This window comes from Catenuloplanes nepalensis, from assembly GCF_030811575.1.
Classification (GTDB): domain Bacteria; phylum Actinomycetota; class Actinomycetes; order Mycobacteriales; family Micromonosporaceae; genus Catenuloplanes; species Catenuloplanes nepalensis.
In genome coordinates this window covers 9,764-35,589 of sequence record NZ_JAUSRA010000001.1, presented here as the reverse complement: position 1 = coordinate 35,589, position 25,826 = coordinate 9,764, and the positions used below count along the sequence as shown (strand labels likewise).

Genomic DNA, 25,826 nt, shown 5'->3' with positions numbered 1-25,826 from the left:
CCGGCCCGGCCGGACGCGTTCTCACCGCCGGTAACTGAGCACGGCGTCGGTGACCTGGTCGAGTTCGGTGGCGGTCATGCCGGCGAAGAGGGGGAGGCGGACGAGGCGGTCGGCGATGTCGTCGGTGACCGGGCAGCCGGCCGGGGTGGTGCGGCCGAAGCGGCGGCCGGCCGGGGCCGCGTGCAGGGGCTGGTAGTGGAAGGTGGCCTGGATGCCGCGGTGGCCGAGGTGACGGATGAACTCCTGCCGGTCGGTGAGGTCGTGCATCAGCAGCTGGTAGAGGTGGGCGGGGTGCTCGCAGCCGACCGGCACCACCGGGCGCTGGACGCCGGTCGAGGCGGCCCAGGCGGCCAGCCGGGTGTCGTAGGCGGACCAGATCGCGTGGCGGCGGCGCTGGATGTCGTCGAACGCCTCCAGCTGGGCGGTGAGGAACGCGGCCAGCAGGTCCGCGGGCAGGTAGGACGAGCCGACGTCGACCCAGCGATATTTGTCGACCATGCCGCGGAAGAACTGGCTGCGGTTCGTGCCCTTCTCCCGGACGACCTCGGCGCGGGAGAAGTAACTGAGGTCGTTGAAGATCAGCGCGCCGCCCTCGCCGCACTGCACGTTCTTGGTGACGTGGAAGCTCTGCGTGGCCAGCGCGCCGAACGAGCCGAGCGGCCGGCCGTGGTAGCTGCCGCCCAGCCCGTGCGCGTTGTCCTCGATCACGGGCAGGCCGTGGCGGGCCGCGATCGCGGCGATCGCGGACATCTCGCAGCCGACGCCGCCGTAGTGCACGACCACGATCGCGCGGGTACGGGAGGTGACCGCGTCCTCGATCAGCCGCTCGTCCAGGTTGAGCGTGTCCGGCCGGCAGTCGACGAAGACCGGGACCGCGCCGCGCAGCGCGAACGCGTTCGCGGTGGAGACGAACGTGAACGACGGCATGATCACTTCGTCGCCGGGCCGGAGGTCGAGCAGGATCGCGGCCATCTCCAGCGCGTGCGTGCAGGAGGTGGCCAGCAGCGCCTCCGGCGCGTCGACGAGGCGGGTCAGCAGGCCGGTGGCGCGCGCGGTGAACGGTCCGTCACCGGAGAGCGCGCCGATGCCGATCGCCTCGCCGACGTACTCCCGTTCCAGCCCGCACAGGTAGGGCCGGTTGAACGGGATTCCGGTCAGGGTATGGGTCGTCGTCGCGGTCACCCGCACGACATTAATACCTCTATTTCCCGAAATAGGCCTCCAAAACGGACTTGTAGCCCGTCAGTGCGCCGCGCTCTTGATGATCCGGGCGTCGCGAGGACGCCCGGATCACCCGGCTCAGTGTGCGTGCACGCGTGGCCCACCCGCGTTCAGCGGCGTCAGCGGGAGCAGCTTCTTGCCGGTCGGCCCGATCTGGATCTCGGTGTCCATCGACGGGCACACGCCACAGTCGAAGCACGGCGTCCACCGGCAGTCGTCCTGCTCGAACTCGCTCAGCGAGTCCTGCCAATCCTGCCAGAGCCAGTCCTTGTCCAGCCCGGAATCCAGGTGGTCCCACGGCAGCACCTCGTCCTCGAAGCGCTCCCGCACCGTGAACCAGTCCAGGTCCACGCCGAACGCCGGCAGCGTCTCCTCCGCCGACTCCACCCAGCGCTGGAAGGAGAAGTGCTCGTTCCAGCCGTCGAACCGGCCGCCCTTCTCCCAGACCCGCCGGATCACCGCGCCGACCCGGCGGTCACCGCGGGACAGCAGGCCCTCGATCAGCGACGGCTCGCCGTCGTGGTACCGGTAGCCGATCGCGCGGCCCAGCGAGCGATCGCTGTTGATCGCCTGCTTGAGCATCCGTAGCCGGTTGTCGATCACCTCGGGGCGGTCCATCTTCGCCCACTGGAACGGCGTGTGCGGCTTCGGCACGAACCCGCCGATGCTCACGGTGCAGCGGATGTCCTTGGACCCGGTCGCGGCGCGCCCCGCCTTGATCACCTCGTGCGCGAGCCGGGCGATCTGCAGCACGTCCTCGTCCTGCTCGGTCGGCAGGCCGCACATGAAGTACAGCTTCACCTGCCGCCAGCCGTTGGTGTAGGCCGTGACGACCGTGCGGATCAGGTCCTCCTCGCTGACCATCTTGTTGATCACGCGGCGGATCCGCTCCGAGCCGCCCTCCGGCGCGAACGTCAGGCCGGTGCGCCGCCCGTTCTTGGACAGCTCCTGGGCCAGCTCGATGTTGAACGCGTCCACCCGGGTCGACGGCAGCGACAGCGACACGTTCGTCCCCGCGTACTGCTCGGCCAGGCCGGAGCACATGTCGCCGATCTCGGTGTGGTCCGCGCTGGACAGCGACAGCAGGCCGACCTCGGAGTAGCCGGAGAACTCCAGCCCCTCGCGCACCATCTGGCCGACGGTCTCGATCGAGCGCTCCCGCACCGGGCGGGTGATCATGCCGGCCTGGCAGAACCGGCAGCCGCGCGTGCAGCCCCGGAAGATCTCCACGGCATACCGCTCGTGCACGGACTCGGCCAGCGGCACGATCGGCTTCTTCGGGTACGGCCAGGCGTCCAGGTCCATGGTCGTGCGCTTGTGGATCCGCGCCGGCACGCCCGCCCGGTTCGGCGCGATCCGCGCGATCCGGCCGTCCTCGGCGTAGTCGACGTCGTAGAACCGCGGCACGTAGGCGCTCTCGGTCATCGCCAGGCGCAGCAGGATCTCGTCCCGGCCGCCGGGCGAGCCCTCCGCCTTCCACGCGCGGACGATCGCGGTGATCTCGAGGACCGCCTCCTCGCCGTCGCCCAGCACGGCCGCGTCGATGAAGTCCGCGATCGGCTCCGGGTTGAACGCGGCGTGCCCGCCGGCCACGACGATCGGGTGCTCGTCCGTGCGGTCCGCGGCGTGCAGCGGGATGCCGGCCAGATCCAGCGCGGTCAGCAGGTTCGTGTAGCCGAGCTCGGTCGAGAACGAGAGCCCGAACAGGTCGAAAGCCCCCACCGGCCGGTGCGAGTCCACGGTGAACTGGGAGACACCCCGCTCGCGCATCAGCGCCTCGAGGTCCGGCCACACCGCGTAGGAGCGCTCGGCCAGCACGTCCGCCTGCTCGTTGAGCACCTCGTAGAGGATCTGGACGCCCTGGTTCGGCACGCCCACCTCGTAGGCGTCGGGGTACATCAGCGCCCAGCGGACGGTCGCGGAGTCCCAGTCCTTGACGACCGCGCCGAGCTCGCCGCCGACGTACTGAATCGGCTTGCTGATCAGCGGCAGCAGCTGCTCCAGCTGCGGCCACACGGACGCGGGGCTCTTCGGTGCCGCGGTGCTCATGAAACCTCCCGGGATCAACCAACCAGGGTACGCGGCCACGGTGACCGCCCCTCGACCCGGACCGCCGGCCGAACCGTCCCAAGCCGGGCTGGCAGGGCGGGGATAACCTCGCGTGTAGGGCCCGCACGCACGGCCCGCACCCGGAACCGCGAGGAGACTGCAGCGATGGCGGAAGATCGGCCGGACCGCCACCCGGAGCCGGATCCGCCGGCCGCCGCCGGATCCGCACCAGCCGGATCACACCCATCCGAGGGTACGGCCGGCGCCCGCACGACGGCGAGCAGCGCTTCCACGCCGCCCGCCTCGGGCACGCCGGACGGCACCGCACGGATGCCCGCCGCCGAAACCGGCACGACCCCCGGCAGGCCAGCCCCCGGCGGCTCGGCCCCAGGCGGCCCGGACGGCACCGCTCGGATGCCCGCACCGGAGACCGGCACCGCCTCCGCCGGCACCGCCTCCGACGGCACGCCCTCCGACGGCACGCCCTCCGACGGCACGGCCTCCGACGGCACCGCGGAGACGGCCTCGCCGGAGCGGCCCGCGGCGGACGACACCGCACGGACCACCGACGGCGCCCCACGGACCACCGTCGGCAGCACCCGAGCCGCCGATGGCACCGCGAAGATCACTGAAGGTGACGCCGGCACTCCGGGAGATGACGCGCCGACCGAACGGCCGCGGCCGGCGCCGTGGCGGGGCGCGGCCGCGGTGCCGCCGCCCGGGCCGAAGAAGCGCCGCCGATTCGGCTTCGGCCGCGATCAGGACGAGGAGCAGCCGGTCGCGCGGCCGGAGAAGCCGGTCGACCCGACGCTGGACCTGCCCGCGCCGGTCGACCCGTGGGAGGGCACCGAGGGCTGGGACGATCACGCGCCGGACCAGCACTACGACTACCCGGCGCCGCCGCTGCACCCGACCCGGATCGACCGGCCGGACCTGCCGCGCACCACGATCGAGCCACCTTCCCGGCAGTCCGCCGCGCCGCCCCCGCCCCCGCAGGCCTCCCGGCCGCAGTCGCCGCCGCACCAGGCGCCGTCGCAGGCACCGCGCCCGCAGACGCCACCGCATCAGGCACAGCGCCCGCAGACACCGCCACCACCGGCGCAGTACGCGCCCCCGTCCTACCCGCGACCGCAGCAGCCGCCGCCACCATCGGCGCAGACCCGGTCCGCGCAGGCCCGGCCGGGCCCGCCGCCCGGTCCGCCGGCCGCCCCGCCCAAGGAGAAGAAGCGGAAGAAGGACCGCCGGGCGGCCGCGAGGCCGCAGCTCCCGCCGGGCTACCCGCCGCCGGGATATCCGCCGCAGGGCTATCCGCCACCGAAGCAGATGCGCCGCCGGCGCCGGCGGAAGTGGCCGATGGTGCTGCTGACCATGCTGCTGCTGACCGTGGCGTGCTGCTGCGGGCTGCCCGCCTACTTCGGCGTGCCGCTGTGGCAGCAGTACCCGGCGTCCGCGTCGCTGCCGGAGGCGATCGCGGACCTGTCGCTGAGCACCGGCGCGGAGGCGGACGAGACGTCGCGCACGCTGGAGGACGAGATGCGCGGCCAGTACCTGCTGGCCGAGAGCACGTTCGCGGGCGTCTACGGCGATCCCGCGGGCAAGCAGGTCACGGTCTCCGGCGTGACCGGGTTCCGCTGGTCGCCGGAGGCCGACCTGGAGGCGGAGATGACGCGGCTGACCGAGATCTACGCGCTCTCCGGCGTCGAGCCGGTCGACGTCGGTGACAGCGGCGGCTTCCAGCGCTGCGGCACCGGCGAGGCGGACGGCGCGACCGTGGTGGTGTGCGGCTGGGCCGATCACGGCAGTCTCGGCAGCGCGGTCTTCACCCGCCGCTCCGTCACGGACAGCGCGGCGCTGCTGGACCGCATCCGCGGTGCCGTCATCACCCGCGACCAGATCTCCTTCCAGCAGGGCTGACCCGCACCCGATCGGGCATCCCACGCCGGGACGCCCGATCGGGTGAGATATCGACAGGTGGCTGGCCGCAAGTTGCATGTGACCTGAAGCACACACGTAAACGGTGCGTTACCGAGAATCGCGGCGCGCGGCGGGGAAAGAATGCGTCGCATGCGGCGCTGGCTGTTCGGAGACCAACTCGGGCCGCATTTTCTCGACGATCCGCATCAAACCGCGCTTATCGTCGAGTCCCGGGCGGTCTTCGAGCGCCGCGCGTTCCACCGGCAGAAGGCGCACCTGACGCTCTCCGCGATGCGGCACCGCGCCGCCGAGCTCGGTGATCGCGCGCTCTATCTGCGGACCCGGACCTATCGCGAGGCGCTGCGCCTGGCCGGCGAGCCGGTCGACGTCTGTGCGCCCACCACGCTGCGCGCCCGCCGGTTCGTCAACGGGCTGGACGGCGTCACCGTGCTGCCGTCCCGCGGCTACGTGACCGGCCACGACGACTTCATCGGGTGGGCCGACGCGCGGCGCGGCACGCTGCGGATGGAGGAGTTCTACCGGTACGCCCGGCACCGGCACGACGTGCTGATGGAGCCGGACGGGAGTCCCACCGGCGGCAGGTGGAACCTGGACGCGGACAACCGCAACCCGCCGCCGCGCGGGGTGAACCGGCTGGAGGTGTCACCCCCGCCGCCGATCGTCGAGGACGAGATCGACGCGGAGGTCCGCGCCGATCTGGACAGGTGGGCGGCCGAGGGCGTCGAGTTCACCGGGCAGGACGGCCCGCGGCTGTTCCCGGCCACCCGCCGGGAGGCGCTGGCCCGGCTGCGGCACTTCGTCGCGCACCGGCTGCCGAGCTTCGGCCCGCACGAGGACGCGATGCTCTCCGGCGACCCGTTCATGGCGCACAGCCTGCTGTCCACCAGCTTCAACCTGGGGCTGCTCGACCCGATGGAGGCGGTGCGCCGTGCGGAGAAGGCGCACCGCGACGGTGACGCGCCGCTGGCCAGCGCGGAGGGCTTCATCCGGCAGCTGATCGGCTGGCGCGACTACATCTGGCACCTCTACTGGTACTTCGACGCCGGATACCGCTCGATCAACGAGCTCGGCGCGCGCGGCCGGCTGCCGGACTGGTTCGCGGACCTGGACGCCGATGCGGTCGACGCCGCCTGCCTGTCGGACGTGCTGTCCGGCGTGCGCGATCGTGGCTACGCGCATCACATTCCACGGCTGATGGTGCTGGGTAACTACGCGTTGCAGCGTGGGTGGCGACCGTCCGCGATGGTCGACTGGTTCCACCGGAACTTCGTGGACGGCTTCGAATGGGTGATGGTCGCGAACGTGGCCGGCATGAGTCAGTACGCCGACCTCGGAAAGATCACCACGAAGCCGTACGCGGCCGGCGGCAACTACATCAACCGGATGAGTGACTACTGCGGCGGCTGCCGCTACGACCCGCGCGTCCGCGTCGGCGAGAACGCCTGCCCGTTCACCGCCGGCTACTGGACGTTCCTGCACCGCACGCGCGAGCGCCTGTCCGGCAACGTCCGGATGATGCGCGCGCTCCAGCAGCTCGACCGCATCGACGACCTCGACGCCGTCATCGCCCAGGAGCAGGCCCGCGGCTCCGAAGCCCCCTGACCACGCAACGGTCCGGTGCGCCTCTGAGTCACGCCGACGGGCAGTGGCCCGCCGCCATGCCGGACCGGCAAGGGCCTTGGAGCCAGGCCGGGACCGGCAGGGAGGAGCGCCAGCGACGACCGGTGCCCGCGGGAGCATGCGGGAATCGACCACGCCGGAAGCGGGAAATCCGCCCTTAAGATGTTTTGGGCTCTTTCGGCGGTGCGTACTGGGGGACGTACTCCTGGCCGGTGAGCTTCTGGATCTCGGCCATCACCTCGTCGGTCATCGCGCGCAGGCCGAGCGTGTCGGTGGGGCGGCCGGTGAGGTCCATCGGCTTGCCGAAGCGCAGGATCGCGCTGCTGCGCCGGAAGCTCGGCAGGCGCTGCCCGATCGGCTGCATCTTCTCGGTGCCGAGCACACCCATCGGGATGAGCGGCACGCCGGCCATGGTGGCCAGCCGGACCGCGCCGGTGCGGCCCTTGTAGAGGCGCCCGTCCGGGGACCGGGTGCCCTCCGGGTAGACGATCACCTGGCCGCCGCCCTGCAGCACCGGGATCGCCGCGTCGAACGCGGCCAGCGCGGCCCGCCCGCCGGCCCGCGCGACCGGGATCGCGCCCAGCGCCTGCAGCAGATGCTTGACGAAGAGGCGCCGCGGGCTGCCCCCCTCGAAGTACTCCGACTTCGCCCAGAACGACAGGTGGCGCGGCACGACGACGCCGGAGAGCACCTCGTCGGCGACCGAGAGGTGGTTGCTGGCGAAGACGACGCCTCCGCTGCTCGGGATGTGCTCGAGGCCCTCGACCGTCGGCTGCCAGATCAGGTTCAGGAGCGGACCGACCGTGACCTTTCCGAGCGAATAGAGCGGTGGCAACCTTCGACCCTCCTGCGAATCATCCCCCGAGCGGGGCGATCACACGGTAGCCGACCGGCGCCCAAAAGAAAGCACCCCGTGCCACTGATAACAGCGGCGCGGGGTGCTATTGCCTCGATCAGCGGGTGACCTGGACGACGACCTCTTCACCCTCGCCGACCTCGCCGGCGAAACCGGTGATGCCGGGCGTGAAGACCACGTCGTCCGCGAGCACCTCGCCGGCCACGAAGTCCCGGTACGCGGTGACCGCGGCGACGACCTCGCCGGACGCGGACAGCGTGACCGTGATCCGGTCGGAGACGTTCAGGTCCGCGTCCCGGCGGGCCTGCTGGACCACCCGGACCACGTCCCGGGCCAGGCCCTCCGCGGCCAGCTCGGGCGTGACCGCGGTGTCCAGCACGACCACGCCGCCGTTCGGCAGCGTCGCCGAGTTCTCCACGTCGACCGCGACCAGCTTCAGCTCGAACTCGCCCTCCTGCAGCGTGACGCCGGCCGCGACCGGCGCGCCGTCGACGAGCTCCCAGTTCCCGGTCTTGACCGCCTTGATGACCTGCTGCACCTGGCCGCCGACGCGCGGGCCGAGCGCCCGCGGCACGACCGTGAGCACCTGCCGGCAGTAGTCCGCGACCTGCGTGGTGAACACGACCTCCTTGACGTTGACCTCGTCCGCGATGAGCGCGGTGAAGTCGCCGAGCGAGGCCGCGTCCGGCGTGGCCACGGTCAGCCTCGGCAGTGGCAGCCGGACGCGCAGCGCCCGCGCCTTGCGCAGCGACAGCGCGCCGGAGCAGACGTCCCGGACCGAGTCCATGGCCGCGACCAGCGCGTGGTCGGCCGGGAACTCCCCGGCGGACGGCCAGTCGGTCAGGTGCACCGAACGCTCGCCGGTCAGGCCGCGCCAGATCTCCTCGCTGGTCAGCGGCGCGAGCGGCGCCACCACCCGGGCGAGCGTCTCCAGCACGGTGTAGAGCGTGTCGAAGGCGTCGGCGTCGCCGTCCCAGAACCGGTCGCGGGAGCGGCGCACGTACCAGTTGGTCAGCGCGTCGAGGTAGCTCCGCACGGTCGCGCAGGCGCCGGAGATGTCGTAGTCGTCCATCTGCTGCTGGACGGCCGCGACGAGTTCTCCGGTCTTGGCGAGGACGTAGCGGTCGAGGACGTTCGTGGAGTTCGTCCGCCGTTTCGCTTCATAACCCTCCGCGTTCGCGTAGAGCGAGAAGAAGTAGTAGACGTTCCACAGCGGCAGCAGCACCTGGCGGACCGCGTCGCGGATGCCGACCTCGGTGACCGCCATGTCGCCGCCGCGCAGCACCGGCGAGGACATCAGCATCCAGCGCATCGCGTCCGACCCGTGCGAGTCGAACACCTTGTAGACGTCCGGATAGTTCCGCAGGCTCTTGGACATCTTGCGCCCGTCCTCGCCGAGCAGGATGCCGTGGCTGAGGCAGTTGCGGAACGCCGGCCGGTCGAAGAGCGCGGTGGCCAGCACGTGCATGGTGTAGAACCAGCCGCGGGTCTGCCCGATGTACTCCACGATGAAGTCGCCCGGGTAGTGGTCCTCGAACCACTCGGTGTTCTCGAACGGGTAGTGCACCTGCGCGAACGGCATCGACCCGGACTCGAACCAGCAGTCCAGCACCTCCGGCACCCGGCGCATGGTGGACTGCCCGGTCGGGTCGTCCGGGTTGGGCCGGGTCAGCTCGTCCACGAACGGCCGGTGCAGGTCCTCGATCTTGACGCCGAAGTCCCGTTCCATGTCCGCGTAGGAGCCGTACACGTCGATGCGCGGATAGTTCGGGTCGTCGGACTTCCAGACCGGGATCGGGGAGCCCCAGAACCGGTTGCGGCTGATCGACCAGTCGCGCGCGTTCGCCAGCCACTTGCCGAACGAGCCGTCCTTGACGTGCGACGGCGTCCAGTTGATCTGCTGGTTCAGCTCGACCATCCGGTCCCGGAACGTGGAGACCGCCACGAACCAGGACGAGACCGCCTTGTAGACCAGCGGGGTCTCGCAGCGCCAGCAGTGCGGGTACGAGTGCGTGTACGTGTCCTGCCGGAGCAGCACGCCGCGCTCCCTGAGCAGCCGGATGATCGGCTTGTTGACGTCGAAGACCTGCTCGCCCTGGAAGTCCGGGACCAGCGCGGTGAACCGGGTGTGGTCGTCCACGGTCACGATCGTCGGGATGCCGGCCGCGTTGCAGGCGTTCTGGTCGTCCTCGCCGAACGCCGGGGCCATGTGCACCACGCCGGTGCCGTCCTCGGTGGTGACGAAGTCCGCGCCGAGCACCTGGAACGCGTTCGGCCCGGCCTGCTCGACCAGGTAGTCGAAGAGCGGCGTGTACCGCTTACCGACCAGCTCGGCGCCCTGCAACGTCCCTGTTTGAGAGAAGCCCTCCAACTCCTTGGCGTACGCCGCGAGCCGCGACTCGCCGAGCAGGAACCTCTCCCCGTCCTTCTCGAGAACGGCATAGGTGATGTCCGGGCCGACCGCGAGCGCGAGGTTCGACGGCAGCGTCCACGGCGTGGTGGTCCAGACTCCGATCTTCTCTCCGGAGTCGAGCTGGAACCAGACCGTGACGGACGGGTCCTGCCGGTCCCGGTAGGTGTCGTCCATCCGGGTCTCGGTGTTCGACAGCGGCGTCTCGCAGCGCCAGCAGTACGCCAGCACCCGGAAGCCCTCGTAGATCAGGCCCTTCTCGTGCAGCGTCTTGAAGGCCCACATCACGGACTCCATGTAGTCCGGGTCGAGGGTCTTGTAGTCGTTCTCGAAGTCCACCCAGCGGGCCTGGCGCGTGACGTACCGCTCCCACTCGTTCGTGTAGCGCAGCACGGATGTGCGGCAGGCGTCGTTGAACGTCTGCACGCCCAGGTCCAGGATCTCCGCCTTGGTGGAGATGCCGAGCTGCTTCTCCGCCTCGACCTCCGCGGGCAGGCCGTGCGTGTCCCAGCCGAAGCGGCGCTCGACGCGGCGGCCGCGCATCGTCTGGTAGCGCGGGACCAGGTCCTTCACGTAACCGGTGAAGAGGTGGCCGTAGTGCGGGAGGCCGTTGGCGAACGGGGGGCCGTCGTAGAAGACATATTCATTGTCGGCGGAGCTTGCGGAGCCACCCGTTTCGCTGTCGGCGGAGCTTGCGGAGCCACCCGTGGCGTTGTCCGTCGTGTCCGGTTTCCTGCCGGAGGCAGGCCTCGCGTCGACGGAGGCTTCGAAGGTCTTGTCGGACGCCCAGTAGTCCAGGACGCCGCGCTCGACCGCCGGCAGGTCCGGGCTGGCCGGCACGCCGGGTGTCGCAGCGTTCTTGGGGTACGCCATCGTGGTCGCTCTCTACTCGCAGCCTGCACAGGTCTGCGAGGACGAGCCGTGACAGCCCGCGGTACCACCCCGCTTGGCGGCCCATGATCAGGTCGCCCGCTCATTCGCCGGCTGTGACGGGCCGTCCCGTCCGGTTCTACTAGGCCTGGCGGCCGTTCTTCCGGAGGCTCCCCGGTGATGGCCGGATCGACGCCTTGCTGCCGTCAAGGATACCCACCCTCCGCCGGCGTCCTCATCCGAGTTACCGACCCCGTTCTTCGATCATGAACGAAACCGATTCGCACAGGTATTCGAAAACCCCTAGCGTCACCGGCATGGAGAACGCGATCGAGGCTGAAGGGCTGCGGCGGACCTACCGCAGCCGCACGGGGTGGCTGAGACCGAGGACCACCGAGGTGCACGCGGTGCGCGGCGTGGACCTGACGGTGGGCCGGGGCGAGCTGTTCGGCCTGCTCGGGCCGAACGGCGCCGGCAAGACCACCACCATCAAGATGCTGAACACGCTGCTCATCCCGTCCGGCGGCCATGCCCGGATCTGCGGCTTCGACGTGGAGCGGCAGACCCGCGAGGTGCGAAAGCGCATCGGGTACGTGTTCGGCGGCGACCGCGGCCTCTACGAACGCCTCTCCGCGCTGGACAACCTGCGGTACTTCGCGGAGCTCTACGGCGTGCCCGCGCGCGAGCAGAAGCACCGGATCGCCGAGCTGCTCGAACTGGTCACGCTGACCGGCCGGGAGAACGAGCGGGTCGAGGGCTACTCGCGCGGCATGCGGCAGCGGCTGCACATCGCGCGCGGCCTGCTGCACGCACCCGAGGTGATCTTCCTGGACGAGCCGTCGATCGGCGTGGACCCGGTGGCCGCGCGCGAGCTGCGGGCGACCGTGGCGAACCTGGCCGCGACCGGCACCACCGTGCTGCTGACCACGCACTACATGGCGGAGGCGGACGAGCTCTGCGACCGGATCGCGGTGATCGCGGACGGGTCGATCCAGGCGCTGGGCACGCCCGCGGAGCTGCGGCACCGGGCGGACGGGCGCCGGGTGCTGGAGATCGAGGCCTACGGCGTACCCGCGAATGTTCTTGAAGATCTTCAAAAGCTTCCGGGGGTACGGGAGGCGGCCGTCGAGGAACGCGGCCAGGTGCAGCTGGTGACCGTGCAGTCGGACGCGGACACGGACGTGCAGCAGGACGTGCTGCACCGCCTGGACGGCGTGCGCCTGGGCCGGGTGACGTCCCGCGAGCCCACGCTGGAGGACGCCTACGTGGCGATCATCTCGGCCGCGAACCGGGTCCCGGTGGCCGCGTGAGGACACTCCGCATGCTGCTGCTGGGAATGCTGTTCCACCTCAAGCACGCGTCCCGGTCGCCGTTCGAGATCGGCTCGTTCGTGGTGGTGCCGATCGTGCAGGCCACGCTCGCGGTCTACCTGTTCCGCGCCTCTGCCGAGCCGCAGAAGCTGCTGCAGGCCGCGGTCGGCGCCGGGATGATGGGCGTCTGGTCGTCCGTGCTGTTCGGCGCCGGCGGCGCGATCCAGTCCCAGCGCTGGCAGGGCACGCTGGAGATGCTGATGCTGGCGCCCCGGCGGCCGGTGATGGTGTTCCTGCCGATCACGCTGGCGAACGGCGCGATGGGCAGCTACGCGCTGCTGGCCACGCTGGTCTGGGGCCGCGTGCTCTACGGCGTCGAGCTGGACTTCGCGCACCCGTTCGCCTTCCCGGTCGCGGCGCTGGTCACCGTGCTGTCGCTGGGCGCGTTCGGCATCCTGCTGGCGTCGCTGTTCATCCTGGTCCGGCACGCGAACGCGTTCATGAACGCGCTGGAGTACCCGATCTGGCTGCTCTCCGGCATGCTGCTGCCGATCGCGTCGCTGCCCGCGTGGACCGGCCCGATCGCGGCCGCGCTGCCGACCACCTGGGGCGCGAGGGCACTGCGCGAGGCGACCTCCGGTGGCGCGGTCTGGCCGTCGCTCGGGCTCTGCGCCGCGATCAGCGCGGTCTGCCTCGGGCTCGGCGCGCTGTCCCTGGTCCACGTCGAGCGCCGGGCGCGCGCGGCGGCGACGCTGGCACTCGCATGAGGCTCCTGGGCCTGGGCAGCGTGATCGCCTACCGTGCGCTCTTCAACTGGACCACGCCGACCGTGTTCGTCGGCTCGCTGCTGATCGGCCCGCTCTTTCAGCTGATCTTCTTCGCCTACGTCGGCCGCGAGCTGGCCGTCGGCGACGACCGGTTCTACATCGTCGGCAACGCGGTGCTCTCCGTCGCCTGGACCTGCGTGTTCGGCGGCGTGATGGCGATCGGCAACGAGCGCCGGTTCGGCACGCTCGGGCACGTGCTGCTCTCCCCGCGCAGCCGCACGCTGATCTTCCTGGGCCGGGCCACCCCGTACGCCCTGAACGGCCTGTTCGTGGCCGCGGTGATCCTGACCGTCGGCGCGCTGATGCTCGGCCTGCACATCCCGGCGTCCGCGATCCCGCTGCTGGCGCTGTGCCTGGCCGTCAGCTCGGTGGCGTGTTCGTTCTTCGGGCTGACGCTGGGCGCGCTCGGGCTGCGGTTCCGCGACATCTGGGTGATCTCGAACGTGACGACCGCGCTGATGGTGCTGCTCACCGGCGTGAACGTGCCGGCCGACCACCTGCCCGGGTTCCTGCGGGCGGTCGGATCCGCGCTGCCGGTCACGCACGCGGCCGCGGCGGCCCGGGACGCGGCGGGCGGCGCCGGCCTGGCCACCATCGCGCCGGACCTGCTCATCGAGGCCGGGATCGGCATCGCCTACGCCGTGCTGGCCGCGGTGCTGCTGCGGATCTTCGAGGCGGAGTCCCGGCGGCGCGCCTCACTGGACACACTGTGAGTACGCTGCGTCGATGACGTCCCTGCCCGAGGCGGTCGACGCGATCGCCGACGAACACGGGTTCTCCGGCGTGGTGTCGGTGGACCGGGGTGGCCAGGCCGAGTTCGCGCGGGCGTACGGCCTGGCCCACCGCGCACACGCGATCCCGAACACGGTGGACACCCGGTTCGCGATCGCCAGCGGCGCCAAGGCGCTGACCGCGCTGGCCGTGGTGAGCCTGATCGACGACGGCGTGCTGACGCTCGGCACGACCGCGCGGTCGCTGCTCCGCGACGACCTGCCGCGCATCGACGACCGGGTGACCGTGGAGCAGTTGCTCGCGCACCGGTCCGGGATCGGCGACTACCTCGACGAGGACGACGAGGAGCTGGACGTCGACGACTACCTGCTGGCCGTGCCGATGCAGCAGCTCGCGGCGCCGGAGGACTATATCGCGGTGCTGGACGGGCACGCCGCGAAGTTTCCGCCCGGGGAGGGCTTCAGCTACTGCAACGCCGGTTACGTGGTGCTGGCGCTGATCGCGGAGCGGGCGAGCGGCACGCCCTATCACGAGCTGGTCCGGACCCGGGTCTGCGCGCCGGCCCGGATGCGCGACACCGAGTTCCTGCGCTCCGACGAACTGCCGGACCGGACCGCGCTCGGCTACGTGCCGGCCGGGGACGGGCGGTGGCGCAGCAACGTGTTCCACCTGCCGGTCCGCGGCGTGGGCGACGGCGGCGCGTACACCACGGTGGCCGACATGAGCGCGTTCTGGCGGGCGCTGTTCGCCGGGCGGATCGTGCCGCCGCGGTGGGCGGCCGAGATGGTCCGGCCGCGCCAGGACGTGCCCGGCGAGCGGCTGCGCGCCGGGCTCGGGTTCTTCCTGCACCAGACGCGGGACCAGGTGATGCTGATGGGCCAGGACGCCGGGGTGTCGTTCATGAGCGTGCACGACCCGGCGTCCGCGCTCACCTACACCGTCGTCTCGAACACGTCCGCCGGTGCCTGGCCGGTGCTCCGCCCGCTGCGCGAGCGCTTCTCCGACGGCTCTCCCGGGTGATCGAGGCGTCATCCATGTCGTTGGAACGACTTGAATGACGCCTCGATCGCGGGGGTCAGGGGCGCTGCAGCGTCTTGCGGAACAGCGACCTACCGTCGATGTCGCGCAGGTCGACGGTGAACGCGCCGGTTCGCGCGTCGATGTTGACCTCGCCGAAGTGCTGGAAACCGGCGGCCGGTGACGTGTTCGCGGCCGGCGGCGCGTTCACGAAGACCGCCTCCGGGCCGAACGTGCCGTCCAGCGCGTTCGGGCCGAACGCGCCCGCGTGTGCCGGGCCGGAGACGAACTCCCAGAACGGCGTGAAGTCCTGCACCGCGGCACGCGCCGGGTCGTAGTGGTGCGCGGCCGTGTAGTGCACGTCCGCGGTCAGGAACACGATCCCGGAGACCCGCGCGCGGTGCGCCTCGCGTAGCACGGTGTGGATCTCCAGCTCGCGGCCGAGCGGCGCGCCCGGGTCGCCCTGGGCCACGCCCTCCTGCGCGGCGCCGCCGTCCGGCACGACCAGGCCGATCGGCAGGTCGTTAGCGATCACCTTCCAGGTGGCCCTCGACCGCTTCAGGCCGTCGATCAGCCACCGCTTCTGCGCGGCGCCGAGCAGGCCGCGGTTCGGGTCGGCGTAGGTATTGCCGTCGTTGACATCCTTCATGGTGCGCATGTCCAGGACGAACACGTCGAGCATCGGGCCGTACGACAGCTTGCGGTAGATCGGGCCGGACAGGTCCGGGATCGGCAGGTACTCGAAGTACGCCTGCCGGGCGCGCCGGGCCAGCACGTCCACCCGCTTCTCGGTGTACCGCGCGTCGTCCAGGATCTCGCCCGGGTACCAGTTGTTCGTGACCTCGTGGTCGTCCCACTGGTTGATCTGCGGCACCTCGGCCGCGAACCGCCGGTAGGGGTCGTCGAGCAGGTTGTAGGCGTACTGACCGCGGTACTCGGTCAGCGTCTCGGCCACCTTGGACTTCGCCTCGGTCACCACGTTCGTCCACACGGTGCCGTCCGGCAGCGTCACGGACTCGGTGATGGGGCCGTCCGCGTAGACGGTGTCGCCGCTGTGCAGGAAGAAGTCGGGCTTCCGGGCGCGCATCGAGTCGAAGATCCGCATGCCGCCGAACGCCGGGTTGATGCCCCAGCCCTGGCCGGCCACGTCACCGGTCCAGACGAACCGGAGGTCGTCCCGGCCCGTCGGCGCGGTGGTCAGCGCACCGGTCAGCGGCGCGCTGGCCTGGCGGTCGCCCTCCACCCGCACGCGGTAGAAGATCTTCTCGCCGGAGGGCAGGTCGCTCAGCCGCACCTTGCCGGTGAAGTCCGAACCCGCGCCCAGCACCGGGCCGCGCACCAGCCGCGCACCCCGGAAGTCCGGCCGGCGGCTGACCTCGACCAGCATCCGCCCGGCCCGATCCGACCGGGTCCAGACGATCGCCGAGTTCGCGGTCGCGTCACCGCTCTGCACGCCGTGCGTCAGCACCGGCCGCCCACCCGGGTGGAACGCCGGGCTCGCGCTCGCCGCCCCGGCCAGCAGCTGGCCACCTATGATTCCCGCTCCCGCGCCGAGCCCGGCCCGGAAGAGCCCACGCCTGTCGATAGTCATGCCCGCAGGTCTATCGATCGAACCTTGCGCAACGGCGACGAACCGCCAAATCCCATGCGAAACCCACCACAACCCGCGCGGGTACGCCACCGGCCAAGCCCTCGCCCCACCGAGCTCCCGCCACCGGCCATCCCGCTGACCGACGCGCCCCGCCCACGATCCGCATCGTCCGGTCCGCGCACGCCCGACCCACCAGCCAGCCAGCCCGGCGCCGCAGGCGCGCACTCCGCGTTAGCCGCGGCTCCGGGCGCGAGAGCGGTCCGGCGCTGACATTTCGGGCAATCCGTACCCGAAATTTCACGATAAATAGGTGCGTGGCTGGGGTTCGGCTCGGGTTTTAGGCGACCCACGACGCGGCGTGCAGGGAGCCCGGCTACCGCCTCGTCCACCCACCCCTAAGCGGAGTGAACACTCGGCCTGGGCGACGACCGGTGCCCGCGGGAGCACGCCCAAGGTGCCCATGCCGGAAGCGGGAATATCGGTTATGAGAGAAGCCGCGCAGGCCGGAAGCGACCCACGCGGCTCTCGCACGACGGGAATCAGGCCTTGCCCGGGAACCAGAGGTCGATCTCGCGCTTCGCGGACTCCGGGGAGTCGGAGGCGTGCACCAGGTTCTCGCGGTTGGAGAGGGAGAAGTCGCCGCGGATGGTGCCGGCCGCGGCCTTGCGGCCGTCGGTGGCGCCGATCAGCGCGCGGGTGACCGTGATCGCCTCGTCGCCGGAGAGGACCAGCGCGACCAGCGGGCCGGACGTGACGAACTCGCGGAGCGGCGGGTACCACGGCTGTTCGGTGTGCTCGGCGTAGTGCGCGTCCGCGGCGGCCGCGTCGATCGTGCGCAACTCCATCGCGTCGATCGTCAGGCCCTTGCGCTCGAACCGGCCGAGCAGCTCGCCGACGAGACCACGGCGGACCGCGTCGGGCTTGAGGAGAACGAGCGTGCGCTCGGCCGGGGTGGTGGTGGACACCGAACTGCCTCCTGGGGTGGATCACCGCGTTCCCGATGGAACCCGCGTGACGTTGGGTACTCAGACTAATAGCCGCAGGTTGCGGGGCAGCCTTCACCCAGCGGATGACCTGGCCCTTCCCATCGGCCCGCGAACCGGCCTAGCCTGGTTTTCAACACTCCCAGGAGGTCCACTGTGGCGAACGGTACCCGACCGATCGCGCCGATCCGCAAGGTGAGCGCGGCCGTCCTCGGCACCATCGCGGTGTTCATCATGCTCTTCGGCGCGGGCATGACGAGCTGGCCGATCGCGGCGCTCGGCATCGCGCTCCTCGTCCTCGCCATCAGCCTGCTGGTGACGAACGTGATGCGGCGCGGCCCGCGCGCGCTGGTCCAGGGCACGGCCGAGGTCCGCAGCATCTCCGAGGCGCCGGTCAGCCAGCAGTTCGGCCGCGCCGAGATGCAGGTGCGGATCGACGCGCCCGGCCTGCCGATCGCGGACGTGCGCATCCGCGACCCGCGTGTGCCCGTCAACAAGTGGCCCGACCCGGGCGCGCTGCTACCCGTCCTCGTCGCGATGGACGACATGCGGTACGCGCGGATCCAGTGGGACGACGTGCTCACCCACGCGGAGGCCTCGGCCGGCATGGGCGAGACCGCGTTCCTGGGGCAGCACGACGAGGACGTCGACGAAATGCTCCGCGAGGCGGAGCAGACGCCGTGGGACCGGCGCGCGGACGACAATCCGGGCGGGACGCCGCTCTACACCGACGAGGGTTACACCGCGAGTCCGTACGCGACCGACTCGTATCCGGACGACTCATACCCGCCGGAGCCGCCGTCCGGTGGCGGCGGTGGCGCCCCGGCCGGCGGCGACATCCCGCACGGGCGCACCCCGCGGGACGAGCGGCCGAACCCGGTGGTCATCCGCGAGACGCCGGGCGGCGGGATAGTGCTGGAGGGCAGCTTCGTCGCGAAGGACGACCCGGGCGGCACCCAGCTCCCGCACCGGGCCCGCCGTCCACGGCCGCACCACACGGACGCGGCCGCCGCCGGACACCCGACCGGCACCGCGCTCGCCGACCCACCGCCGGCGCCGGGCGCCCGGTCCACGCCCGACTGGGACGACGACGATCACGACCCGGAGACCGACATCCCGCTCGAGGGCGCGTGGTCGTCCCGGCCGGACGAGACGTCCCGGCCGGACGAGACCGCGGACCGGCCGTCCGTGGGCGTGACCGAGGCCGGGCGGGCCCGGATCTCCGGGCTGGACGTTCCGGACGGCGACTACTCGCCACGGACCCGGGCGGCGGCCGACCTCGACCCGGAGATGGGCTCGGCGTACTCGCCGCGCGGCTCCGCCTCGACCGCGGCGCCGTCGGCCGGCTACTCACCGCGGGTCACGGGCGAGACCGCGGACCGGGGGGACGGATATTCGCCGCGGGCGTCCTCCGACGGCGGCGAGGGCTACCCGCTCCGGCCGGAGCGCGCCGCCGACACCGAGGCCCGGCCGGACCCGGGCACGGCACCGCGGAGCGAGGGCCGGTCCGCCGCGCGTCCGCGCAGCACGGACGACGATGCGGAGGATGACACACGCCGCTCGTCCTCCGGAGGCCGCGGGCGGCGGACCGATGAGGACCTAGCGGCACCGGCACCATCCCCGTTCGTGGACGACGAGGCGTACGCGGACCATGACGAGCCCCCGTCCCCGGAGGCCGACCCGTCCCCGCACCGGTCGTCCGCCTTCCGGACCGCGGCCGCCGCGGCGGCCCGGTTCCGCAACCGGCGGGACCGGGAGCCGGCGGGCGGCGACCACGAGGCGGAGGAGGCCTCCGAGGACCGGCCGTCGGCACGGGACCGCTTCGCATCCGAGCCGGACCTGGATCCACCGTCGGAGTGGGCGCGGCCGGCCGAGGCCTCCCCGCCGTCCGGTGAGACGGCCGAGCCGGCCGCGGAACCTGGAGGTGCCCGGCGAGCGGGCCCGATCACCGGACCGGCCGATGTCGCGGTGCAGGGACCGGCGGTCGCCGCACCGGGCGCGGCGCGCAGCGGCCCCGCCTCCGCACCGGCACAACGTGCCGACGACGCTCCGCGTCATGGCGAGACCGGCGCTGCGGGACTTGCCGATGACGACGATGCCGACCCGCGTCATGGCGACGCGGACCCGGCTGGCGACGTTTCGCCTAGCGACGGTTCGCACGGCGACGGTTCGCACGGCGACGGTTCGCACGGCGACGGTTCGCGCGACGACGGTTCGCGCGACGACGGTTCGCGCGGCGATGGCGACGCATCGGTGCCGCGTGGCGGCGATGATGACGTGGCCCGGGACGACGTGGGGAATCCGGCGCGATTCCGGGAGCCGGGGCGGACGTATCGGTCCGAGGCGAGCGGCACCGCACCGGGGCGAGGTCCGGCGGAGGATGGCGAGCGCGGTTTCGAGCCGGGTGAGACCTCGGCGGCCGCTGCCCCCGGTCCGAGGCCGGTCGGCGGGTCGGCGAGAGGCCCCGCGGGCGGCCCGGTGAAGGGCTTGATCGCGGGTGTGAAGGGATTCGTCAGCCGCCTGACCGCTTCGGGACCTCGCGACCACGACGGCCCGGTCGCACGCAAGCTGGCCACCGCACCGAGGCCGACGGCAGCGCCGGCCGACGATCTCGGCCTGCTGGTCGAGGAGCGACGCCCGGCACCGAGGCCCCGCCCGGCGCCCGGCGAGCGCCGGCGGTCACCCGACGAGCGGGACATGACGGCACCCACGGCGGCCCCCGCCACCGCGGACCCAGCCGATGAGCGTCCCGGGCGCGATCAGGCCGGGCGCGATCAGGCCGGGCGCGATCAGGCCGGGCGCGATCAGGCCGGGCGCGATCAGGCCGATGAGTTGGACATCTCGGTCGATGATGAGCCGGTGGCTGGCTCGCGCTCGGAAGCGGTGGCTTCGGGTGACACCGGCACACGGCCGAGCGGCACGTCGACCGCCGTCACCGCAGTTGCCGCCGCTGCGGCAGCGGGCGCGGCCACGACAGCTGTCGGCCGGGATTCGGCGACGGCATCCGACCGCCGGCCTGACGAGCGGTCCGACCAGCGATCCGGCACGTCCGCCGAGCGTGGCACCGGCACGGCGGCCGCCGGCTCGCCCTCTACCAGCGCAGCCCTCACCGGCACGGACGACGTGCCAGCGGGCACGCGACGCCTCGCATCCGACGGCACGGCCTCCGCCGGTCGTGCGGCCCACGGCACCGCGGAGGCCGGAGACCGTGTGCCGACCTCCGATCGGCGATCCGGGGACGGCAGTGCCTCTCACGGGCCGGCAACCGGCCGGGATGCTGATCGGGTCGGGCATCGAGTTGACGAGCAGCACCGCGCCGCCGCAGGTCAGGCCCTCGCGGACGGCGCCACCGGCCAGGGGGCAGCCTCCGGCCGGGACACCGCCGCGGGTCCCGGCGACGTGGACTCGCCGGATGCCACGGCGCGTGCGTCGGCCCCCGCTCGGTCCGCGGACGACGACATCGACATCCCGCTCCACGACGATGTCGACCTTCCGCTGGACGACGGCCCACAGACGTACACCCCGAACCGGGTCGTGCCGGGTGGCCGCACCGCGCCCGATCCCGTTCCGCTCATCGACCCGGCCATCTCCGGTACCGAGAAGACCGACCGGTCCGGCTTCGACGGTGGAGACAGCACCGCTGCCGCAGCCGGAAGCGCCGGCAGCAGTGCCGGGCCAGCGACCGGCGGCGTGAGCAGCGCCGCCGAACGTGCGGCCGACGGCGGTGCCGCCGCCCGCACACCGGACGTGGCCATCCCAAGGGGTAGCGCGCCCGGCACCACCGCCACCGGCGGCGCGGCTACCTCCGACGGACCCGCATCAGACGAATCCGCGACCGACGCGCCCACCTCCCCCGGGTCCGCATCCGGCGATTCCGCGGCCGGCGGGTCCGTATCCCGCGATTCCGCGTCCGGCGGGTCCGCGTCCGGCGCCGCGTTCGTGCCGGTGGACGGTGGCGCCCGTGTCACGTCCAGACCGGAGGAGATTCCGCCGACCGCAGCGGGCGGAACCGTTCGCTTCACCGCTCGGCCCCGTGTCCCGACGGATCAGGAGGACGCCGGCCCGACCGTCCTCTCGACTCCGCCACGGACCGCCGCGCCGAGCCCGGAAGCCGGTCGTTCGGAGCCGTCCGCGGTCACGGAGCCGTCGGATGTACAGGAGCGCGACAGCACCGACCACGAGCGGAACATCTTCGAGCACCGCGGCACCGACCGGCACGACAGTCGCACCGACCAGCGCACACCGACCGCTGACGAGCATGCGGCCAGCGCGGGCCGAGGCGACCGCAGCACCGACGGCAGCAGTGCGGATCGGCGCGGTCACGGCACCGCGAGCAGCCGTGCAGGCCAGTCCGATCACGGCAGCGCGAGCAGCGGCACAAGCCAGTCCGATCACGACACCGCGAGCGGCGGTACGAGCCAGCGCGATCACGGCGGTGCAGGGAGTGGCGGGGCCGCGAGAGATCGCGTCGCCTGGGCCAGCACTCCGCGGCCCGCAGACGCCCCCGAGCCGATGCCCCGCCGCTACGTCAGTCCGGACGATGAGCCGCCCGGCGGCACCCGGGCGGATCGCCGCGACGCTTCCTCCCGGACCGGCGAGGGGCCGCGTCCCGCCCGGGGCGACGGGCGCCCGGCCGAGTCCGCGTGGTCCACGCCGCCGGGAAGCGCCCGGCGCACTCCCCCACCGAGCGGTTCGGGCCGCACTATCTCCGCCAGTCCGACGCCCTTCGACCTGACCGCGCCCGACGCAGACGAGGACACTCACACCCGCCGCAACGTATCCGCCGACTCGGACGTGTCCATCGACGCGACCTCGGCCGCCACTGGGGAGGGGACCGCTACCGGGCAGGCCAGCGTCGCCGGTAAGGGACCGTCCGCGCACTTCATCGCCCCGGCCACGGTCGGCCACGACCCCCGCCCTCCGGTGGGCACGGGCCCGGCCGACGAGCGGGTGGACTACGGGCCGACGGACGACCGGGCCGGCTCTACCGGCACCGAACACCCGGCCGAGCCGGGTAGCGGGCCGGCCTCGGCGACCGCGCCGCCGACCGCGCATCCGACCGCGGGTCTGGGAACGACTCGGCCGGTCAGCGGCCCGGGAACCTTCCGGCCCGGCACGGACGCTGCAGGGTCCCGGCCGGGCACGGACGCGGAAGGCCTCTGGCCGGGCACGGACACGCAAGGACCCCGGCCGGGCACGGACACGCCGGGCACGGAGGCCGACGGCGCTGGGCGGGAGACCGGGGCGGAGGCGGGCCGGCCGGTGGCGCCGGATGTCACCCCGAAGGGGCCGCCGAATCCGCGGCTTCAGCGGCCGACCGGGAACAAGGTCGGTCCACCGCGGCTGCCGAAGCGGCCCACCACGATCGAGATGACGCTCATCTCGCCGCATTCGCTGCCGCCGCTGGAGACCGCGGCTCCGCCGGACCCGTCCCCCCGGACCGTCGCACCGGTCCGGGACGCCACGTCCGCGGCCGACGCGCGCCCGGAACCGGACGCCGGCCCGCGGTCCACCGGACCGAGCGCGACCGGAGTCTCGGCCGGCACGCCGGACGCCACGAGCCCGGCGAGCCGGCCGGACGCTCGAGCCGGTCAGCCGCACGCCCCGGCAAGCCAGCCCGAAGCTGAGACCCGCCGGCCGGACGCCCGAGCCGGTCAGCCGCACGCCCCGGCAAGCCGGCCCGAAGCTGAGACCCGCCGGCCGGACGCCCGAGCCGACCAGCCGGAACCCGAGACCCGCTGGGCAGAAGCCCAGGCCGGCCAGGTAGAAGCCCGAGCCGACCAGACCGAGGCCACCGCAGGCCGAACTGAAGGTCAGACCGACCCGGCGGGAACCCAGGCCGACGACAGGAGCGTGGCCCGGGGTGACCGCGGGACGGTGGCGCCGGCCGGGAGCGACGAGGGGCCGATGTCGGAGAGCGGCTGGCTGGGACCGGTGCTCGGGGCGCAGGTGGTTCCGGGGCCATGGAGCGCGGGCGACGCGCCACCGGCCGCGCTGCTCGATTCCGCAACCGCGCGGCCCGCCACCCATGCCGGATCGGAGGACCGGGGCCCGGGGCAGGCCGCGCCCGAAAGTCAAACGAGCAAAACCAGCACGGACGGGACCACGAGTGGCGCCGCCAGCCCGGCCGCAAGCCCGGCTGCAAGCCCGGCCGCGAGCCCGGCTGCAAGCCCAGGCGGCGGTCTGGCCGGCGCTGCTCGGGACGTTTCGGACGACTCGGCGGGCGGCGCGACCGGCACGGCTCGGCGCGCACCCGGCACGGCGGACGCGGCGGACGCCGTACCCGCGAAGGGTTTCGGGGAATCGGCGGCTGATGGGACCGGTGCGCACGCTGCTGCGGACGGCGTCGCCGTGCGGGAGATAGGGCCGGGTCCCGGGCGGGTGTCCGGGATCGGGACCGTCGGGTGGCGGGACGTGGATCCGGCGACCGCTCCGGACCGGCCGCTGAGCCGGGGTGCGCATCGGGCGCCGGACGAGGTGCCGGCGCGATCGCGGTTCTCGGATGAGGCGGTGGGCGCGGCGCTGGACGACCTGATCACGGCGTATCCGAGTGCGAGCCCGGGCGCATCCGGCGGAATCCACGGCGTCGGCATCTCCATCCTCGTGACCGAGCTGGACCGCTCGATCGAGTTCTACCGGGACGTGCTGGGCTTCCACGAGATCGACCGGGGCGAGCGGAACGTGTTCCTCGCGTCCGGCGACACGCGGCTGGTGCTGCGCACCGTGTCCGAGTCGCTGCCGGTGAACGTGCGGACCGTGCACGTGAACCTCGAGGTCGGCGACGTGCAGGCGGTCTACGACGCGTTGCGGCGGAAGGGTGTCTCGTTCGTGCACGAGCCGCGCGCGGTCAACCGGGGCGAGAAGCTGGAGCTGTGGGCCGCCGCGTTCTCGGACCCGGACGGAAATGGCATTACGGTGTCCCAATGGAGGACCGCTCCGCCCGTCTGACCCGATTTGTCCAGCGCGGCCGCCCCCACCTGGGCGCGGCCGCGCTGTGGGCGGTGTTCGCGGCGATCGCGATCGTCTCGTCGGTGTTGGTGCTGCATCGCGCGCCCGACGACCGCCTGTCGGATCTGCACATCTACTACGGCGCGGCCGAGGCGGTCCGGGCCGGCGACGCGCTGTACGGATACGTGGCGGAGAACGGCGGCCCGTTCACGTACCCGCCGTTCGCCGCGATCCTGTTCGTGACGTTCACCTGGATCCCCGAACTCACGCTGCGTATCGTCTGGCTGGCCGCGACGACCGGGGCCGTGGCCGCGATCGGCGTGACGATGTCCCGTCTGCTGGCCGGGCGGCACGCCGCACTGCTCCCGCCGGGCATCGCGATCGCCGTGCTGATCACCTCGTCCGCGCAGAGCAACCTGCGGTTCGGGCAGGTCAGCGTGTTCCTGGTGCTGCTGGCTCTGGTCGACGCGGCCGGCCTGACACCCGCCCGGTACCGGGGTGTGCTGATCGGTGTGGCCGCCGCGATCAAGCTGACCCCGCTGCTGTTCGTGGCGTTCCTGCTGTGGTCGCGGCAGACCGGTGCCGCGGCGCGCGCGACGCTCACGTTCCTCGGCTGCGGTCTGCTGGGCGCGCTCGCGCTGCCGGCGGACAGCTGGACGTACTGGTCCGGCACGGTGCTGCGCACGTCCCGGATCGGCGACCTGACCTCGACCGGCAACCAGTCGATCAACGGGGTGCTGCTGCGCGCCGGCGTCACGGAGACCGCGGCGTGGGTCGCGGCGGCCGGCGCGATCTGCCTGGTCGCGCTGTGGCACGCGCGCCGCGCCCATCGGTCCGGCGAGCCGGGCCGGGCCGCCGTGCTGGTCGGATGCGCGACCGTGGCCGCGTCGCCGGTCTCCTGGACGCACCACCAGGTGTGGCTGCCACTCGCCGCGATCATGCTGATCACCGTGGGCGGCGGAAGAGCCGGACCATTCGCGGGTACGGCGTTGCTGTTCTTCACCGTGCTGTCGCCCAGCACGCTGCTGCGCGCCACCGGCGCGTACCCCGGCTTGGAGTTCCTGGGCGACAACGCGCGGGCCCTGGCCACGGTCGCGGTCTGCCTGGCGGGCCTCGGCCTCGCCCGAAAAACGACCCGCCTCTCCCCGGAGGGGACCGGCGGCACCCGGGAGACGGCCGGTGATAGCCGGGCAACGACCGGCGGTGCCGTCCGGGAGACGGCCGCCAATGCTCGCGAGAGCGCCACTCGTGACCGGGAGACCGCCGCCGATACCCGGGAAACGGCCAGCGGTGCCGTCAGGGAGGCAGCCGCCGATGCGCGGGAGATAGCCGGCAGCGCCCAGGAGACGGCTGGCGAGCCGCCCCCGATCCCGCCCGGTTGACCGGGGGCTTCCCGTCGCTCCTGGCGCGAGCCCGGCGCCGGACCGGAATCAGGCGACGCCGGAGCCCGGGTCCGG

General features: G+C 72.6%; 14 protein-coding genes. 8 read left to right on the top strand and 6 right to left on the bottom strand.

Going from position 1 to position 25,826, the window contains the following annotated elements; genetic code table 11:
- Positions 1–21 precede the first annotated feature (21 nt).
- Both rffA and J2S43_RS00095 read right to left on the bottom strand, forming a co-directional pair.
- Entirely contained in the window at positions 22–1,182 is a 1,161-nt protein-coding gene (gene rffA / locus J2S43_RS00100) for a dTDP-4-amino-4,6-dideoxygalactose transaminase (RefSeq protein WP_306826377.1), read from the bottom strand.
- Positions 1,183–1,299: 117 nt separating this feature from the next.
- Positions 1,300–3,270 (bottom strand): TIGR03960 family B12-binding radical SAM protein, encoded by a 1,971-nt coding sequence (locus J2S43_RS00095; RefSeq protein WP_306826376.1) that lies wholly within the window; start codon positions 3,268–3,270, stop codon positions 1,300–1,302.
- Positions 3,271–3,435: 165 nt separating this feature from the next.
- Between J2S43_RS00095 and J2S43_RS00090 the strand changes: the two genes are divergently transcribed.
- Both J2S43_RS00090 and J2S43_RS00085 read left to right on the top strand, forming a co-directional pair.
- The gene (locus J2S43_RS00090) at positions 3,436–5,184 is read left to right on the top strand and encodes a hypothetical protein (protein ID WP_306826375.1); all 1,749 of its coding nucleotides are present in this window, start codon (positions 3,436–3,438) and stop codon (positions 5,182–5,184) included.
- 150 nt (positions 5,185–5,334) lie between these two features.
- Positions 5,335–6,807, top strand: coding sequence for a cryptochrome/photolyase family protein (locus tag J2S43_RS00085; RefSeq protein WP_306826374.1), 1,473 nt, complete (start codon positions 5,335–5,337; stop codon positions 6,805–6,807).
- Between the two features lie 175 nt (positions 6,808–6,982).
- Here the strand turns inward: J2S43_RS00085 and J2S43_RS00080 are convergent, their stop codons facing one another.
- The gene (locus J2S43_RS00080) at positions 6,983–7,660 is read right to left on the bottom strand and encodes a lysophospholipid acyltransferase family protein (RefSeq protein WP_306826373.1); all 678 of its coding nucleotides are present in this window, start codon (positions 7,658–7,660) and stop codon (positions 6,983–6,985) included.
- 118 nt (positions 7,661–7,778) lie between these two features.
- Entirely contained in the window at positions 7,779–10,964 is a 3,186-nt protein-coding gene (gene ileS / locus J2S43_RS00075; RefSeq protein ID WP_306826372.1) for an isoleucine--tRNA ligase, read from the bottom strand.
- Positions 10,965–11,278: 314 nt separating this feature from the next.
- On the opposite strand from ileS, the gene J2S43_RS00070 reads away from it, so the two are divergent.
- From J2S43_RS00070 to J2S43_RS00055, 4 genes are read left to right on the top strand one after another with little or no spacing between them, the layout of a single operon-like run.
- The gene (locus J2S43_RS00070; RefSeq protein WP_306826371.1) at positions 11,279–12,271 is read left to right on the top strand and encodes an ABC transporter ATP-binding protein; all 993 of its coding nucleotides are present in this window, start codon (positions 11,279–11,281) and stop codon (positions 12,269–12,271) included.
- Positions 12,272–12,282: 11 nt separating this feature from the next.
- The gene (locus tag J2S43_RS00065) at positions 12,283–13,038 is read left to right on the top strand and encodes an ABC transporter permease (protein WP_306826370.1); all 756 of its coding nucleotides are present in this window, start codon (positions 12,283–12,285) and stop codon (positions 13,036–13,038) included.
- Complete coding sequence (locus J2S43_RS00060; RefSeq protein WP_306826369.1) at positions 13,035–13,811, top strand: ABC transporter permease; 777 nt, start codon at positions 13,035–13,037, stop codon at positions 13,809–13,811. Before J2S43_RS00065 ends, J2S43_RS00060 begins: the two co-directional genes overlap by 4 nt.
- A 13-nt stretch (positions 13,812–13,824) precedes the next feature.
- Complete coding sequence (locus J2S43_RS00055) at positions 13,825–14,850, top strand: serine hydrolase domain-containing protein (RefSeq protein WP_306826368.1); 1,026 nt, start codon at positions 13,825–13,827, stop codon at positions 14,848–14,850.
- Between the two features lie 55 nt (positions 14,851–14,905).
- Here J2S43_RS00055 and J2S43_RS00050 read toward each other — a convergent pair whose 3' ends face one another.
- Positions 14,906–16,438 (bottom strand): alkaline phosphatase D family protein, encoded by a 1,533-nt coding sequence (locus J2S43_RS00050; RefSeq protein ID WP_306826367.1) that lies wholly within the window; start codon positions 16,436–16,438, stop codon positions 14,906–14,908.
- A 539-nt stretch (positions 16,439–16,977) separates the two neighbouring features.
- Positions 16,978–17,403, bottom strand: a complete 426-nt coding sequence (gene ndk, locus J2S43_RS00045; protein WP_306826366.1) for a nucleoside-diphosphate kinase — start codon at positions 17,401–17,403, stop codon at positions 16,978–16,980.
- A gap of 174 nt (positions 17,404–17,577) precedes the next feature.
- Here ndk and J2S43_RS00040 point away from each other — a divergent pair, with 174 nt between their 5' ends.
- A complete protein-coding gene (locus J2S43_RS00040; RefSeq protein WP_306839806.1) occupies positions 17,578–24,369 on the top strand; it encodes a VOC family protein in 6,792 nt (2,263 codons plus the stop codon).
- Entirely contained in the window at positions 24,345–25,751 is a 1,407-nt protein-coding gene (locus J2S43_RS00035; protein ID WP_306826365.1) for a glycosyltransferase 87 family protein, read from the top strand. The genes J2S43_RS00040 and J2S43_RS00035 overlap by 25 nt, the downstream gene beginning before the upstream one ends.
- Positions 25,752–25,826 lie beyond the last annotated feature (75 nt).